Origin of the sequence: Pseudoduganella sp. S-14, assembly GCF_049913285.1 — a bacterium.
Lineage (GTDB): Bacteria > Pseudomonadota > Gammaproteobacteria > Burkholderiales > Burkholderiaceae_D > Rugamonas.
Genome location: NZ_CP183991.1, coordinates 3,192,403 through 3,207,521 on the forward strand (window position 1 = coordinate 3,192,403; position 15,119 = coordinate 3,207,521).

Genomic DNA, 15,119 nt, shown 5'->3' on the forward strand with positions numbered 1-15,119 from the left:
CCTTTCGGGAAAGTGACTGCAGGATGATGATAGCTTAGCTTGTCGTGGACGAGAAGCGCGCAATCTCCAGTTTGGCGATGGCGTTGCGGTGCACTTCATCCGGCCCGTCGGCCAGGCGCAGGGTGCGGTTGCCCGCCCACTGGTAGGCCAGCGGGAAATCGTCCGATACGCCAGCCGCGCCGTGGGCCTGGATCGCCCAATCCAGCACCTGTTGCGCCACATTGGGCGCCAGCACCTTGATCATGGCGATCTCGGACTGGGCGACCTTGTTGCCGACCGTGTCCATCATGTAGGCCGCTTTCAGGGTCAGCAGGCGCGCGGTATCGATCCTGATGCGCGATTCGGCGATGCGTTCGCGCCACACGCCCTGGTCCGATAGCCGCTTGCCAAATGCAACCCGCGAGGTCAGGCGCTGCACCATCAACTCCAGCGCACGCTCGGCGACACCGATGGCGCGCATGCAGTGATGGATACGGCCCGGACCGAGGCGGCCCTGGGCGATTTCAAAGCCGCGCCCTTCGCCCAGCAGGATGCTGGAAACTGGCACGCGCACGTTTTCAAACACCATTTCGCAGTGGCCGTGCGGCGCGTCATCGTAGCCGAAGACCGGCAAGGGACGCAGAACCGTCAGGCCCGGCGCATCGGCCGGCACCAGGACCATCGACTGCTGCGCATGGCGCGGGGCGCTGACATCGGTCTTGCCCATGGCGATATACACCTGGCAGCGCGGATCGCCGGCGCCGGAGATCCACCATTTGCGGCCGTTGATCACGTAGTGGTCGCCGTCGCGCTCGATGCGCGTTTCGATATTGGTCGCATCGGACGAGGCCACCGCCGGTTCGGTCATCGCAAAGGCGGAGCGGATGTCGCCGCGCAGCAGCGGTTCCAGCCAGCGCTGCTTGTGTTCTTCCGTGCCGTAGCGCTCCAGCGTTTCCATATTGCCGGTGTCGGGTGCGGAGCAGTTGAACACCTCGGACGCCCACGGTACGCGCCCCATGATTTCGCACAATGGCGCGTAATCGAGGTTGGACAGGCCTTCCGGAGCGCGGCTGGAGCGGGGCAGGAACAGGTTCCACAAGCCCTGGTCCCGGGCCAGCGGCTTGAGGCGCTCAATCAGCTCGGTGGGAATCCAGCGGTTGCCTTTCTCGCGGCCGTTGCGATCCACCTCCTCATGGAAGGCTTTCTCGTTCGGGTAGATGTGCTGGTCCATGAAGGCCAGCAGGCGCGCCTGCAATTCTTTTGTGCGCGGGGAGTAGTCGAAGTCCATGCCGATTCCTTATTCGATTGCCTTGCCCTGGGCGTAGGCCCAGCCCATGGCCGCCATCGGGCGCGCCAGCTTGCCTGATTCCAGTGCCTGTGCGCTGGATGCCGTGCCGTCCACGTAGCGCTTCATGATGCCCTGCATGATGCTGGCCAGGCGGAACATATTGAAGGCGAGGTAGAAGTTGAAGTCCTCCAGGCGGATCGCCTTGCCGGTGCGTTCGGCGTAGCGCGCGATGTATTCGCGCTGCGAGGGAATGCCGAGCGCCTTCAGGTCCAGGCCGGCGATGCCGCGGAACTTGCCCGGCTCGATGTGCCAGCTCATGCAGTGGTAGCTGAAGTCCGCAAACGGGTGCCCGAGCGTCGACAGTTCCCAGTCCAGCACTGCTAGGATGCGCGGCTCGGTGGGATGGAAGATCATGTTGTCGAGGCGGTAGTCGCCGTGCACGATCGAGGTGTCCTCGCCGGGCGGGATGTTGGCGGGCAGCCAGGCGATCAACCGGTCCATCGCTTCAATAGTTTCGGTCTCGGCTGCCTTGTACTGCTTGCTCCAGCGTTCGATCTGGCGCTGGAAGTAGTTGCCCGGCTTGCCGTAATCGCCAAGCCCGATGGCGTTGTAGTCGATGGTGTGCAGCTGCGCGATGACGCGATTGAGTTCATCGTAGATCGCAGCACGTTCTGCAGGCGTCATGCCGGGCAGGGATTGATCCCACAGCACGCGGCCTTCGACAAATTGCATGAGGTAGAAAGCGCGGCCGATCACTTCTTCGTCCATGCACAGGCAGTACTGGCGGGCGGCCGGGAAACCTGCCTTGTGCAGCGCGTCCATCACGCGGAATTCGCGTTCGATGGCATGGGCGGATGGCAGCAGCTTGGCCGCCGGAGCCGGCTTGGTGCGCAGGACATACTGCTGGCCGCCGATCGTCAGTTTGAAGGTGGGATTCGACTGGCCTCCCTTGAACTGCTCGACCTTCAATTCGCCTTGCGGATAGCCTTCCACGTACTGGCGCAGGTATGCGTCCAGTGCGGCGGTGTCGAAACGGTGGCGCTCCGACACTGCCTTGGTGCCCATGAATTCTTCGAACATAATGCCTCCTTTCGAACGATCGTACTATTTTTGTGGGCGGGAAAGCAAGCGGGATTTGGAATATTCCTTGAACAACTGTTCCATGGTGGTGCTGCGGGTGGCGGCTTGCAGTGGCGCGGGCGGGGCGAAGTTCGAAAACCGCACGATCCAGTCGTGCCGTTCCTGGCCCACGTCGAGGGCGTTGATACAGCCTGCAGCCTGCGACAGGTTGCCGAGGAAAAGGCGCTGGCCCCCCGTCAGGGCATAGGACAGGATGGCGCGATTGACGCCGCCGTGCAGGACCAGCAGCACGGTATCCCAGCCATCGTCGGCCAGCAGCCTGGCGATGGCGGGATGGATGCGGTCCATCAGCTCGCCGACCGATTCGCCGCCGAGGAAGCGGCGCTGCTCCGGCACTACGCCTTCAAAAGCGCCGGTGAAGGCTTCCCGCAGTTGATCGTCCGGGATGCCGGACAGCTTGCCGCCGCGGATTTCGGCCAGTTCGGGCCAGGTTTCGAGTTGCGCGTGCTGGCCGGTTTCCGCCAGCACGCGCTGCGCGGTTTCGATCGTGCGCGGCAGGCCGGAAACGATGACCCGGTCGAACTTGATGCCATCGGCGGCGAAGGCCTGGCCGGCGGCCGCAGCCTGTGCACGGCCTGCCTCGTTGAGGGGGACGGTTTCGGGCAGGTAGGGTTTGCCGGCCTGGTCGAAATAGGTCACGCTGCCATGCCGCATCAGGAAGACGCGGCGCCGTTCAGAGTTTGCTGTCATAGGTCTGTCAGAAGAAGATTGCGAGGCGCGTAATGATGGTTCCGTTATTAGTATAAGGCCCAGTTGCGCGCACGTTGCCTGAATCGGGTTTGCCGTCATCGAGCTTGGCGTCGATCTGCTCGGCAAAGGTGTCGGGCAGGTTGTCGAAGCGGATGCCGTTGCCGCCCCGGCCGCCCACCACGTCGTTGTAGATATACACCGCGCCGCCCTGGGCGCTGGTCATGAAATCCGTGGTGCCGTTGTAGGAGCCGGTGATCAGGCCCGCCAGCGCCAGGTGCTGCGGCGCCAGTTGGTACTCGCTGATCTGGCCATCGCCGTTGCCGTTGCCGGCCGCTCCGGGAACATGGGTGGTGGCCAGGATATCGTCGCCGGGCAGGGCGCGGAAGCGGTCCTGGTAGGAGTTGACTGCCGCCTGCAGCGCGGTAGCCTGCTGGATGATGCTTTTGACCTTGGCGCTGTCGATCAGGGCCTGGCCTTTCAGGACGCCGCCAAGCAGCAGGCCGATGATGACCAGGACGATGGCGATTTCAACGAGGGTAAAGCCGCGGTGTCTCATGGCGCTCTCCTTAAGTTGCATGTCAAGGCAGCCTTTGGGCTGCGAGCATTCGGTTGAACAGGATGTTGGGCGACAGCCAGACGACGATGTCGTCATAGGCGCCACCCGCAGCGGCGGGGTTGTCGGCGCGGTCGCGTGCTACGAACATGCGGCCGTTGGCCTGGAAGTTGGCCTTTTCATCGACATTACCCTGGCCCATGTCGGCTGCTTGTACGCCGACGTCGCTGAAGGCGCCGAAGCCATTGCGCCCTTGCGACAGCACTACCGCGGGAATATCGTTCTGCCCGCTGGCCGGGACCAGCGCGCCGCCAGCATCGCGGCTGGCGATGGTGATGTCGCGCGGCGTGCTGAGGCGGAACAGTGCTCCGCTGTCGCTGAAGGACGGCGTGACGCTGTACAGGTAAAGGTGCTGCCAGGCGTCGAGCTTTGGCAGGCCGAGGGTCGCCCAGGGCAGGAAGCCGAGGCGGCGTTCGTTGCTGCAGCGCGTGCCAGTGCGGTCTTCCAGACCGTTCGAGGCGGAGATCGCGGGGCAGGGAAGGTAGCCGTTGCGGGCGGCGAATCCGGCCAGCGCGTCGCGCGCTTCTTCCAGCGCCCTGGTCGTGTCGGCGGCGCGGCGCTGCTCCATCTGCGCCGACAGCGGCGCCAGCATGCCGCCCAGCAGCAGGCCGACGATGACCAGCACGATCGCCATTTCAACCAGGGTGAAGGCGGTTTGGTTTCTCATGGCAGGGTCTTGGCGGCCGCCATCCTTTCGTAGAGTATGTGCAGCGGCACGGTGATGAGCAGGTCGTCGAAGGCGCCACCGGGCGCGCCGGCTTCTGCGCTGCGCGGGCGCTGCATGAAGTCGGTGGTGGCCAGCAGGTTGCCGGCTTCGTCCTGGCTGCCGGGCGCATCGCTGCGGCCACGCGAGAGGATGACCGCCGGTGCGCACTGTGCGGCGAGGGAACAGACATCCTGTCCGGCGACGAAGAAGAGCGCGCCGTTCGCGTCGCGCGACAGCACGCGTTTGCTGGCAATGAGCGCTGTCCGTTCCAGTGGCGCGACCGTAAATGCGGGCGATACGCTGTAGCGCAACGGGTGGCCCCAATTGTCCTCGGCCTGCAGCCCGAGGTCCATCCAGGGCAGGAGGCCGGTGCAGTCGGCCTCTGTTGCGCAGGGCACTGTTCGTTCGCGTCCCGCCTCGCCCGCGCCCGCAGCGGTGGCGGCGCCCGTGGCGCGGCCAGCGGCAAGCGGCGCGGGCCGCGGCAGGCGGCCGTGGGTCGCCGCGAAACCGATCAGCGCTTCGTTGGCCTGCGCGAGCAAGGCATGGGTGCGCAGCTCGCGGGCGCGCTCGCTGCTGCTGCCGCTGAATGCCGACAGCAAGACTGCCGCCAACGCCACCGTGGCGATCAGCAGTAGCGTCAGCAGCGCTGCGCCACGCTGTTTAGCGTGCCGCTTCATGGACTTCCCCCGTGGCCGGGTCGTAGCGCTGGCCCGGCTTGAGCACGACGGAGCGCCCGTCCGCCTGCAAAGTGACCGCGCCGCGCATCACTCCGCCCGGCGGCGCAGCCTGCGCCTCGCCGTTCACGATGATCATCGTCGGTCCATTGCTGCGGCGGATGACGCCTCCCAGCCGAAGGCCCGGCAGCTCTGCTTCACCAGCGCCCTGGCCCCCGGGCGTTTCGGTTCCCGCGCTGACTGGCGCCGCAACCGGCGGGCATCCAGGTGCCGATCCGGGCAGGCAGCCTGCCGACGCCGCCATCGCGGGCGCGGCAAGGGCCGTGCTTGGTGCCGGGGAATTGCCGCCCGGTATCCCGGCCGCAGGCGCGCCCTGGCTGCGCTGCACATCGAGTTGCGCCCGCTCGTCCGGGGTGGTGAACAACCTGCCCATGCTGACGAAACCCTGCGCCCCGGCCTGGGTCGCCAGCAGCAGGAGCAGCGCGGGCAAGCCCGCCTTCATAACGACCCTCGCAGCGGCTTGGCCGGGGCGGGCACTGGCGTCAGCGTCAGCCAGTTCAACGTGCAGTCGGCATTCAGGGTCGGTGACAGTACGCCTGCCACCGGCGCGGCGCTGGCGGCGCGACGGATCACGCAATCCTGCACCGCAAACGTCCCCGCCAGCCGCAGGTCGGACAGGAAGTTCAGCAAGTCCAGTTCATGAAGCAGATCCATATGCAAGGCCATCCTGCTACCCAGCAAGGCATATTCGCCGGTGGGCAAGGTTGTCTCGAGCCGATATGGTTGCTGCACCTCGATCTCGTAAGTCAGAGGCAGCAGGCGCCGCTGTTCCTGGATCTGCCGGATCGCCTCCACCCAGTCCAGCCGGCGCTCGGGCCCCACCAGGCCCCGACGCCGCAATTCGACGAACTGCGGCTGGTACTGGCGAATTTCTTCCTTCTCTGTTTCGGCGTGGGCAAGCCGCAGGCGTGCGGCATCGCGCTCCAGCAGCGCCGCAGCCTCCTCGAAATGTATGCGCCGCAGGTGCCACGAACTCGCCAGCACCGCGGCAAGCGAAACTGCCAGCGTGCCAAGGAACACCAGCACGGCATTGCGCAGCAAGGAAAACTCGCGAAAGAAAATCATGGCGACCACCGGAGGTTCAACGTGAATTTGGAGCGCTCGCCCAGGCCCGACGGCGAGCCCGCCTTGCCACTCAGCTTGACGTTAGGCCTTATATCGAAGGGCAACTGTTCGATCTCCACCACCATGCCAGGCGTGCGCGCCAGTTCCTGTGCAAAGCGGTTCATGCTGAGCAGCACGCTGCGATAATCGTCCTGCTCCACCAGGACCTCGGCCTGCAGCCGTACCTGCTGCGGCGGCGCCTTGGGTATGCCGATCAGCATGGACGATAGCGGCGCCACCAGGGCGGGCGTGGTGGCCGCACCGGGAAAGGCGCTGCTGGCGGTCACCGGGACAACGCCCGGCGCGTTGGCCCGCCAGTCAAGCTGCGTAAGGCGGATTTGCGGCGAGCGCTCCAGGGCTTCGCTCAGGATTGCCATCACTGCCTGCGGCCATGGGCCCTGGCGGGCTACCATTTGTGCAATCTGCACGGCCGCCTTCATGTTGGCGGTCTTGTCGACAGCTGGCGGCATGCTCGACATGCTGTTCTGGTAGGCGGTCGTGAAACCATGCGTCTGCTGCTGCAATTGCTGCGTATGGCTGCGCGCCAGCGAATAGCCCACGATGTTCGCCCCGGTCCACAGCAGGCAGCATGCCGCCATGACGGCACTCGAAGCGTACAAGGACTGGCGCGCGCGCCACAGGCTGTAATAGCGCTGGCGTGGCCCCAGCGGATAGTGGCTGGGCGGCGCGGTGCGCGCGGCCAGGCCAAGGAATAACTCATCGGCATTGTCGGATGCGGCCAGCCGTTGCAGCGAAGCCGCCTCTCCCAGAGGCATGACCCGCCAGTCCAGCAGCGGTGCGGTACTTGTCGCTGGCGGCGCGGCGATGCGTGCCAGCGGCAGCAGCGCCAGCGCCTGCAAGGGCATCTCGCGTTCCAGCATGTGCGAGCCAACCAGGAACTGGCGGGTGCGTTCGGCTTCCAGCTCGGCGCTTGCCGCTTCCTGAGCAAGCCGCGAGAAACGCACCTTGCCGTGCTGGAAGTAGGTCTGCCGTATGCCGCTGGCATGCTCTGTCACCAGCAAGAGATGCGCTTGCTGCCGCGCTTCCACCGGCAGCAAGCTGGCGCTGAGGAGGGCTGGCGTATACAGCGCCGCCAGCGGAATGCGCTGGCCTTCCAGCGCATCGAGCCAGGGCGCCAGGGTGGCCGGGTTGGTCAAGGCCGAAAAGAGCACGATATCGTCGCGCCGGCCGCCATCCTCGCGGCCCTGGATGTGTGCGCAGCGCAAAGGCGTGTCGCGCCATGACTGCGCCAGGCGGCGCTCGCGCATGGACAGGCCTGCGCGGCCGGCAACGTGCGGCAGCAGGTGGCGCTGGAAGTCCTCTTCCACCAGGTCGGCCAGCATCAGGGCCGGCGTGTCCTGGCGGCCATCGAGCCAGCTGGCGAAACTTGCCCAGCCATCCGGCGAAGGATCGAAGCACGGCCCCGACCCGAGCCTGCCGTGCTCCCAGAGCCAGCAGCACAGCCGCTCGCCGGTCAGGTGGAGGAGGAGTTTGCGGGTCATGGCATCAGATCCTGATTGAGCTGATGGTGTCGTAAATCGGGCCGAGCACGGACAGCATGATCCATCCCAGCAGGATGCCGAGGATGACTGTCATCGCCGGTTCGATCATCGATTGCATGCGTTCGATCCGTTCCCGCACTTCGCGGTTGTAGAAGTAGGCCACATTGCGCAGCGTCGCATCGAGAGCGCCGGTCGATTCGCCGACGCGCAGCATGCGCACCACCAGCGGCGGGAACAGCTCGACCTGCTTGAATGCTGCCGCAACGCTGTGCCCCTCCGAAATCAGTTCGCGCGCGCGGCGCATGGCGGCTGCCACGACGCGGTTGCCGGCAATGCCTTCCGAGAGCCGTATGCATTCGAGCACGGGAATTCCCGCGGCATACATCAGCGCAAAATAGGTCGCAAAGCGCGCCATGATCAGCTTTTGCAGGACGGGGACGCTACGCAGCAGCAGGCGGTCGAAGGCGAAGGCCGTGCGCTCGTTGGTGCGCAACTGCCAGCGCAGGAGCCACCAGGCCGCAAAGGGCAAAGCCAGCAGCAGATACCAGTAATGGATGAAGATGTCCGACAAGGCAATCAATGCGCGCGTGTGCAGCGGCAGTTCCTGCCCCATGTTCTTGATGAAGGCGGTCAGTTGTGGAACCAGGTAGATCATCAGGAAAAACAGTACGCCGCTGACGATCACCAGTACGAAAGCAGGGTAGGTGATGGCCTTGCGTGCCTGTGCCGCCAGCTCGTCCTGCCACTTCAGGTTCTCGGCCAGGTCGCGGAAGACCTCGTTGACCTTGCCGCTTTGTTCGCCGGCCCGTACCAGGCTGGTGAAGCCCTGGTCGAATACTTCCGGATAGGACGCCAGGGCGTTGGAGAGCTGCAGCCCGCCTTCGATTTTTTCGACCAGGTCGGTGATGATTTCCCGTAGCCGCAGGTTGTCGGCGCTGTCGCGCAGGTCGCGCAAGCCGTCCAGCATCGGCACGCCGGCACTGCTCATTTGCTCCAGGTGGAAGCAGAAGTTGATCAAGTCGCGCCGCGTCACGCGCTGGCCGCCGATGCGCAGCTTGCGCTGGCGTGTTTCGCGGTAGTCGATCAGGTCGAGCGCCATGCGCTGCAAGCGCAACTCGAGGTCCGGCACATTATGCGCGTCCATATTCCCCGGCACGATGCTGCCGTTGGCATCCATGGCGCGGTAGATGAACTGGGGCATGTCAGCTCAACCTGTCGGTGAGGTCGACCACGCGCGAGACTTCGTCCAGCGTGGTCAGGCCTTCCATCACACGGCGCATGCCGTCGTCGACCAGCGAGCGCAGGCCGGCGGCGCCGGCGGCATTGCGCAATTCCCGGGCCGGCGCCCGGCGCGCCACCATTTCGTCGAGTTCACCGCTCATGCGCAGCAGCTCCATGATTGCCATGCGGCCCTTGTAGCCCTGGTGGGCGCAGCGGTCGCAGGCGCCGGCGCGGTAGATGGTGGCGGGCGGATGGTCGGCCGGAAGCCCCAGCAGGCGCCGTTCCAGCTCGTCCGCTTCGACTGCCTGCCGGCAGTGGGGGCACAGCTTGCGCACCAGCCGCTGGGCGATGATGCCGATGATATTGCCGGCCAGGACGTCGGCTACCACGCCCAGGTCAAGCAGGCGCGGGATGGCGCCCACGGCGGAATTGGTATGCAGCGTGGAATAGACCTGGTGGCCGGTCATGGCTGCGGCCAGCGCCATGTCGGCGGTTTCCTTGTCGCGAATCTCGCCGACCAGGATCACGTCGGGGTCTTGCCGCATCATGGAGCGGATGCCGTCTGCGAATCCCAGCTTGGCCGATTCGTTGACCGAGGTCTGGCGGATCTGGGGCATCGGGTATTCGACCGGGTCCTCCATCGTCATGATGTTCACCGCTTCCGTGTTGATGTGGTTCAGGATCGAATACAAGGTGGTGGTCTTGCCGCTGCCAGTGGGGCCGGTGACCAGGATCAGGCCATCGGGGCGCGCGATCATCAGTTTCAGCACATCGAGTTCGTGCTCGGCCAGGCCCAGCTTTTCCAGCGGGACGATGCCTTTCTGGCGGTCCAGCACACGCAGCACGATGTTTTCGCCGTGGGTGGTGGGCTGGCTGCTGGCGCGGAAATCGATCTGGCGGCCTGAGAACTGGATCGATATGCGCCCATCCTGCGGCGCGCGCGTTTCGGCGATGTTCATCTGGCTGATCACCTTCAGGCGCACCGCCATCGCAGGCCAGTAGGAGCGGTGCAGGCTGCGGATCTGGCGCAGGATGCCATCGATGCGGTAGCGCACGCGCAGGAAACTGTGCTCGGGCTCGAAGTGGATGTCTGAGGCGCTGTTCTGTACCGCGTCGGCCAGCAGGGCGTCGATCAGGCGCACCATGGGCTGGCTGTATTCATCGGAGGAAGCGTCCAGCGTGACCTCGCCGGTTTCGATTTCATGCAGGATGCCGTCGATCGACAGCTCGAAGCCGTAATAGTGGTCGATCGCGTACGCAATGTCGGAGTCGTTGACCAGCAGCGGCACTAGCGTGATGCCTTTGACCAGCATGGCGCTGATCTGGTCCAGCGCGACGATGTTGGTGGTATCGGACATGGCCAGCACCAGTTCGTCGGTGGCCCGTTCATACACGATGGGGAAGACGCGATAGCGCTTGGCCACCTCCTTGGGAATCAGCTTGAGCGCGACGGCGTCGACCACCAGGCTTTTCAGGTCCGCCGAGCGGGTATTGAGCTTTTCGCTGAGTGCCTCGCGCATCGTCGCTTCCGTCACGAAGCCGAGCGCGATCAGCAACTTGCCCAAGGGTTCGTTGTTGCGCGTTTGCTCGGTCAGCGCGATCCGGAGCTGGTCTTGGCTGATGACGCCCTTCTGGATCAGCAATTTGCCGAGCGGGATTTTCTGCGTGTCGGCCATTGTGCTTTATTGGGGCGGCGTTTCGAGGGCTTGTAATCGCTTGCGGACTGTATCGACATTGAAGCCGGGAGGGCTGGCCTGCGCCAGTTCGAGCGCGCGCCGGTAATAGGTTTGCGCAAGGCGCGGCTGGTTCATGCGGTCCAGGCCGACCCCCAGGTTGAAGGCGTAGTCGGCGTTTTCGGGCATGGCGCTGAAGGCGCGGAAGTAGCTTTGCTGGGCTTCCGGCCAGCGTCCCTGGCGCGCATACAGGTTGCCAAGGGCGAATTGCACGGGGCCGGAGTCGGGATGCTGGCGCGCCAGCCCGCGCAGCCTGATTTCATTGGCCTGCAAGTCGCCGGGCCGCAGTTCGGTGAGGCCGGCCAGGGCTTCGGGGTCGTTGGGGTCCAGTTCGAGCAGGCGCAGGTAGTTGCCTGATGCCTGCCTGCCATCGTGTTCGCGCAGCGCCACGGCGGCCGACCCGAGCAGGGCGTCGCGGTTGTTGGGGTCTTGCAGCAGGGCGAGATCGTATTGCTGGCGAGCCGTGGCCAGGTCGCCGGACTTCAGGGCGGCGTAGCCGTTCTGCACGGCAGGCGCAACCTGCACCGATCCTGTCCCGCGTACAAACTGCACCTTGCCTTGCTCGCCGACGGCGGTTTGCACGGTGGCGGCGCGTTCGCTGCCGGCTGCTGCTTCGCCCTGGGGCCGGGCAGCCGGTGCCGAACGGCGTACCTTGACAGTCTCTTCTGCCTGCGCGCGCATCGCGCCAGTTTCATGCGCCGGCGCCGCAGTGCCTTCCGCACGGACCTGGCGGGCCGCGCGTTCGGCGGCATCGCGCATCGCTTCCGCACGAATCGCGGGGTCCGTGATCGCTGCCAGTTGCTCGGGCGTCGGGATGGTGACGTCGACAGCTGGCCTGGTGGCCGGTGCTTTTGAGCCGGTTGCCGCTGCAGTGCCGGTGGCTGCTGCGCCGCTGTCGGGTGCCCCTGCGCCGGCAAGGCTGGCAGTGCCGTTCGCAGCTGCGCTTCCCGCGCCTGAGGCTGCGGCAGTGCTGGCGCCTTCGGCTGCTCCGGCGACGCTGGCGGGCGCCGTGGCCGGCAGGGCTGGATCAGCGCCCGGCGGCGTGACGTAAGGCGTCACAGGTATCGGTACTCCCTGCTGCGAGCCAGCCTGTGCTACCGGAACCGATCCGGGCGCCGGCATCGGGACCATGGGCAAGCGCGCTCCGGGGCCTGGGGCCGACACTGCGCGCCAATAGATGAAGGCAAATACTGCAAGCAAGGCAGCCAGCGTGCCAGCCAGGAGGGCGAGCCGGCGCCGGGGTGAGGCGGCTGCCCGGGACAAGCCCGGCCTGCGTGCGGGGCCAGGGCGGGCGGCAGGGTCCCCGCCGGGGCCGGCGCCAGGACCGGCGGCGCCAGCACCGTTGCCTGCTGCGTAGCCAGGGGATGCCGATGCGCGCAGGCTGTCGCCGCTGCTGGCCGCTGGCGCCGGGCGGGATGCGGCTGGCGGCCGCATTGGTTCATGGCGTGCCTGCGGCGGTACCGGATCATGCGCGGCTTCCTGCGCCGCCATGACAGGCGGCTCGGCATCGAGCGGTTCGAGTCGCCACGCATCGGGCATCACGGCGAAGGCCGGCCCGCCTTCGATTGGCACGGGCGAGGGCACGGCACCGGCGCCAAACGGCTGCTGCTCCTGGCCATGATCGAGCTCCGCGTCATGTCCGTTTTGTGTCCGGGCGCGTTCGGCCTTGCGCAAGGCTTGCATCAGCAAGCTCATAGTTCCCCCGCCGGCCGCGCAGGCACGAGATAGCGGTAGTTGCGGTAATCGCCGGCAAGGCTGGCGTCCTTCACGACGACAGGCCGAAGGAAAATCACCAATTCGGTCTTGCTGGCAGTCTCGTTCCGGTACGAGAACAGGTTGCCGAGCACCGGCACAGAGCCGATCAGGGGGATGCTGTCCTTCTTGTTGTCGACCGAATCCTGCATCAGGCCGCCCATCACCGCCACCTGGCCGCTCTGGACTTTCAGGATCGATTCCATTTCGCGCGCCTGGATCACCGGCACCCGGCTCTTGACGTTCTGCTTGCTCAGTTCAGGATTGGGGTCTTCCACATAGTCGACGATGCGCGTTATGGTCGGCCGCACGTTCAGCGTGACTTCGTCCTCCGCCGAGATCTGCGGCGTCACGCTCATCACGAAACCCACGGGCACTGTCTCGACCTTCGATTCATAGGTTGCGGGCGTTGCAATGGTGCCGGTCGAGGTCAGCACGGCGGGCGTCACTTTCAGCGTGAAGAAGATGCTGTTGTCGACCACCTTCAGCAAGGCAGTCTGGTTATTCAGCACGCTGATCTTGGGACTGCTCAGCACTTTCACCTTGCCGAATGATTCGAGCAACTGGATGGTAGCCGTGATATTGCCGAAGCGCGTGGTCGGGTTGGCATAGTCGAAGATGAAGATCCCGGCCGACCCGTTCGGCGCCACGCCGGAAGGCAGTGGCGTGGTGCCGACCCGGCCCTGTCCCAGCGTGCCGTTGTTGTTGATGCGCGCCCAATTGATGCCCTGCTGGTACTGGTCGCTAAGCTTGACCTCGATAATGGTCGCCTCGATCAGCACCTGGCGCTTGGCGGTGGACATGATGATGTCGAGGAATTCCTGTACCTTTTCATGCTGCCGGCTGGTGGCGCGCACCGACAACAGGCCGCCTTCGGGATTGGCAATCACCGATGGCGCATTGCGTCCCTGCGAGGCTGGGCCGGCGCCGAAAGCGGTAGTTGCGCCCGGCCCGCCGGCCGGGGTTCTTGTTTGCGCGGCAGCCGCCTGGGCGCCGGGATAGCCGGCATCGGGCGAGGCGGCGCCTGCCTGCATCTGCTGTACCATGGCGTTGGCCTGCTCGCGCATCTGCGCAAGAGGATCGGTGAGCTGGTCATTCAGGGTGGTCGGGCGCAGCATGTCGCGCACGTTCTTTTCCAGGCTGTACCAGAAATTGTTGTCCGAGCGATTGGCAACCGAGGTGGTCGAATTATTGTTGCCGCCGTTGCTCAGTGAACTGCTGGTTGCTGGCAGCGGGTTGGACGGCGTGCCGCCGCCGCTGCTGTAGGCCGAGCCGCCCGTGGTGGAAATCTGCGTCGCGATGTTCACGCTGCTGTTGGTACTGCGGGCGATATTGACGTAGTCGATCTTGTAGTGGTTCCAATAGGGCTGGTCCGGCAGCACAAGCAGGTTATTGCCCTGCAGTTCGTAGCGCATGTCGACCTGCTTGCTGATCCGCGCCAGCAATTGCGGCAGGGTCTGGTCCAGCGCGTTCAAGGTCACCGTTCCTTCCACGGCGGGATGCACGTCGACATTCAGTCCCGCATCGCGTGCCAGCGCAAACAGCACCGACTGCACCGGCACGCGGTGCACCGACACGCTGTAGGTCTCCTGCCGCGCTGCCGGCCGGGGCGGCGCAAGTGCGGCGCTTTGCTGCACCGGTTCCGGAATCGCACCCGCCACCGGCTCTGGCTCGGCCACATGGGTTGGAGACAAGGGAAGTTTCGGCGCCGCACAAGCCGCAAGCAGGACGCATAACAGGGAAGCCGTCAGGTTCTTCATGCTGATCGCCGCCTGAAGCAAGTTGCCAGGAGTTTATCGAAAACGATCATACTGCGATTGCCCGGAACCGCCGCGCACGAATAACGGCTGTCCTCAATCGCCTGGCGCACGTGGTACGAATTTACAAAAGGCAAATCTTCGGCATAGGCTGCCATCAGCGATTTGTCGGCCAGCACATTGATGCGCCGAACGATGCCCTGCGAGCTGCGTGCGAGCAGGCGCACGGCGCCACGGCTGAACAGTTCGGGACCCTGGTAACCGGCGGCCCGCAAGCGATGGGCGAGGAAGTAGGGGATCTGGTCGCGTGGCATGGGCGGCACATTGAAGCTGTGCGTGATGCGTTCACGCAGTTGCCGCATGCGCGGCAGTGCCAGGTGTTCATCGAGTTCGGGCTGTCCGAACAGCACGATCTGCAGCAGCTTGCTGCGGGCGGTTTCGAGGTTGGTCAGCAGGCGCACTTCTTCCAGCGTTTCAAGCGGCATGGCTTGCGCTTCTTCCACCAGCAGCACGACCCGGTGCGCGGCCGCGTGGCGGGCGATCAGCTCCGCGTGCAGGGCGCGCAACACCTGATCGGCGCGGCGGCCGGTGGTATTGAGTCCCAGCTCGGCAGCAATCGCGTGCAGGACTTCCTGCGGACCGAGCGTGGGATTGACGAGGTAGAGCACGTCGACGCCGCGCGGCAGGCGCGCTTCAAGCATCCGGCACAACATGGTCTTGCCGCAGCCCACCTCGCCCGTCACCTTGACGATGCCTTCGCCCTGGGTGACAGCGTAGAGCAGGGCGGACAGGATCTCGCCGCGCGTATTCCCGCTGTAGAAAAAAGCGGGGTTCGGCGTAATGCCGAAGGGGGCCTCGTGCAGGCCAAAATGTTGCTGGTACATGGCGGCGTGCAGGCAT

13 protein-coding genes are annotated in these 15,119 nt (G+C 65.3%); all 13 read right to left on the bottom strand.

Going from position 1 to position 15,119, the window contains the following annotated elements:
• Nucleotides 1–34: 34 nt before the first annotated feature.
• On the bottom strand, nucleotides 35–1,267 hold the full coding sequence (locus ACN9MZ_RS14705; RefSeq protein WP_426342828.1) for an acyl-CoA dehydrogenase family protein: 1,233 nt from the start codon (nucleotides 1,265–1,267) through the stop codon (nucleotides 35–37).
• Nucleotides 1,268–1,276: 9 nt separating this feature from the next.
• Nucleotides 1,277–2,347 (bottom strand): phosphotransferase, encoded by a 1,071-nt coding sequence (locus ACN9MZ_RS14710; protein WP_426342829.1) that lies wholly within the window; start codon nucleotides 2,345–2,347, stop codon nucleotides 1,277–1,279.
• A gap of 24 nt (nucleotides 2,348–2,371) precedes the next feature.
• A complete protein-coding gene (locus tag ACN9MZ_RS14715; protein WP_426342830.1) occupies nucleotides 2,372–3,097 on the bottom strand; it encodes a histidine phosphatase family protein in 726 nt (241 codons plus the stop codon).
• A 7-nt stretch (nucleotides 3,098–3,104) separates the two neighbouring features.
• A complete protein-coding gene (locus ACN9MZ_RS14720; protein ID WP_426342831.1) occupies nucleotides 3,105–3,653 on the bottom strand; it encodes a prepilin-type N-terminal cleavage/methylation domain-containing protein in 549 nt (182 codons plus the stop codon).
• 22 nt (nucleotides 3,654–3,675) lie between these two features.
• Nucleotides 3,676–4,377 (bottom strand): type II secretion system protein, encoded by a 702-nt coding sequence (locus tag ACN9MZ_RS14725; protein WP_426342832.1) that lies wholly within the window; start codon nucleotides 4,375–4,377, stop codon nucleotides 3,676–3,678.
• A complete protein-coding gene (locus ACN9MZ_RS14730) occupies nucleotides 4,374–5,093 on the bottom strand; it encodes a hypothetical protein (RefSeq protein WP_426342833.1) in 720 nt (239 codons plus the stop codon). Before ACN9MZ_RS14730 ends, ACN9MZ_RS14725 begins: the two co-directional genes overlap by 4 nt.
• Before the next feature lie 495 nt (nucleotides 5,094–5,588).
• A complete protein-coding gene (locus tag ACN9MZ_RS14735; RefSeq protein WP_426342834.1) occupies nucleotides 5,589–6,215 on the bottom strand; it encodes a hypothetical protein in 627 nt (208 codons plus the stop codon).
• Nucleotides 6,212–7,756, bottom strand: a complete 1,545-nt coding sequence (locus tag ACN9MZ_RS14740) for a hypothetical protein (RefSeq protein ID WP_426342835.1) — start codon at nucleotides 7,754–7,756, stop codon at nucleotides 6,212–6,214. Before ACN9MZ_RS14740 ends, ACN9MZ_RS14735 begins: the two co-directional genes overlap by 4 nt.
• A 4-nt stretch (nucleotides 7,757–7,760) precedes the next feature.
• Complete coding sequence (locus ACN9MZ_RS14745; RefSeq protein ID WP_426342836.1) at nucleotides 7,761–8,957, bottom strand: type II secretion system F family protein; 1,197 nt, start codon at nucleotides 8,955–8,957, stop codon at nucleotides 7,761–7,763.
• A 1-nt stretch (nucleotide 8,958) separates the two neighbouring features.
• Entirely contained in the window at nucleotides 8,959–10,653 is a 1,695-nt protein-coding gene (locus tag ACN9MZ_RS14750) for a GspE/PulE family protein (RefSeq protein ID WP_426342837.1), read from the bottom strand.
• A 6-nt stretch (nucleotides 10,654–10,659) separates the two neighbouring features.
• On the bottom strand, nucleotides 10,660–12,405 hold the full coding sequence (locus ACN9MZ_RS14755; RefSeq protein ID WP_426342838.1) for a hypothetical protein: 1,746 nt from the start codon (nucleotides 12,403–12,405) through the stop codon (nucleotides 10,660–10,662).
• A complete protein-coding gene (gene mshL, locus ACN9MZ_RS14760; RefSeq protein WP_426342839.1) occupies nucleotides 12,402–14,222 on the bottom strand; it encodes a pilus (MSHA type) biogenesis protein MshL in 1,821 nt (606 codons plus the stop codon). Before mshL ends, ACN9MZ_RS14755 begins: the two co-directional genes overlap by 4 nt.
• Nucleotides 14,219–15,103 carry an ExeA family protein gene (locus ACN9MZ_RS14765; protein WP_426342840.1) on the bottom strand — a complete coding sequence of 295 codons (885 nt, stop codon included), beginning with the start codon at nucleotides 15,101–15,103 and terminating at the stop codon, nucleotides 14,219–14,221. Before ACN9MZ_RS14765 ends, mshL begins: the two co-directional genes overlap by 4 nt.
• Nucleotides 15,104–15,119: the final 16 nt, after the last annotated feature.

Coding starts and splice junctions, on each gene's coding strand:
- ACN9MZ_RS14705 (WP_426342828.1), bottom strand. CDS start 1,267: ATGGACTTCGACTACTCCCCGCGCACAAAAGAATTGCAGGCGCGCCTG.
- ACN9MZ_RS14710 (WP_426342829.1), bottom strand. CDS start 2,347: ATGTTCGAAGAATTCATGGGCACCAAGGCAGTGTCGGAGCGCCACCGT.
- ACN9MZ_RS14715 (WP_426342830.1), bottom strand. CDS start 3,097: ATGACAGCAAACTCTGAACGGCGCCGCGTCTTCCTGATGCGGCATGGC.
- ACN9MZ_RS14720 (WP_426342831.1), bottom strand. CDS start 3,653: ATGAGACACCGCGGCTTTACCCTCGTTGAAATCGCCATCGTCCTGGTC.
- ACN9MZ_RS14725 (WP_426342832.1), bottom strand. CDS start 4,377: ATGAGAAACCAAACCGCCTTCACCCTGGTTGAAATGGCGATCGTGCTG.
- ACN9MZ_RS14730 (WP_426342833.1), bottom strand. CDS start 5,093: ATGAAGCGGCACGCTAAACAGCGTGGCGCAGCGCTGCTGACGCTACTG.
- ACN9MZ_RS14735 (WP_426342834.1), bottom strand. CDS start 6,215: ATGATTTTCTTTCGCGAGTTTTCCTTGCTGCGCAATGCCGTGCTGGTG.
- ACN9MZ_RS14740 (WP_426342835.1), bottom strand. CDS start 7,756: ATGACCCGCAAACTCCTCCTCCACCTGACCGGCGAGCGGCTGTGCTGC.
- ACN9MZ_RS14745 (WP_426342836.1), bottom strand. CDS start 8,957: ATGCCCCAGTTCATCTACCGCGCCATGGATGCCAACGGCAGCATCGTG.
- ACN9MZ_RS14750 (WP_426342837.1), bottom strand. CDS start 10,653: ATGGCCGACACGCAGAAAATCCCGCTCGGCAAATTGCTGATCCAGAAG.
- ACN9MZ_RS14755 (WP_426342838.1), bottom strand. CDS start 12,405: ATGAGCTTGCTGATGCAAGCCTTGCGCAAGGCCGAACGCGCCCGGACA.
- mshL (WP_426342839.1), bottom strand. CDS start 14,222: ATGAAGAACCTGACGGCTTCCCTGTTATGCGTCCTGCTTGCGGCTTGT.
- ACN9MZ_RS14765 (WP_426342840.1), bottom strand. CDS start 15,103: ATGTACCAGCAACATTTTGGCCTGCACGAGGCCCCCTTCGGCATTACG.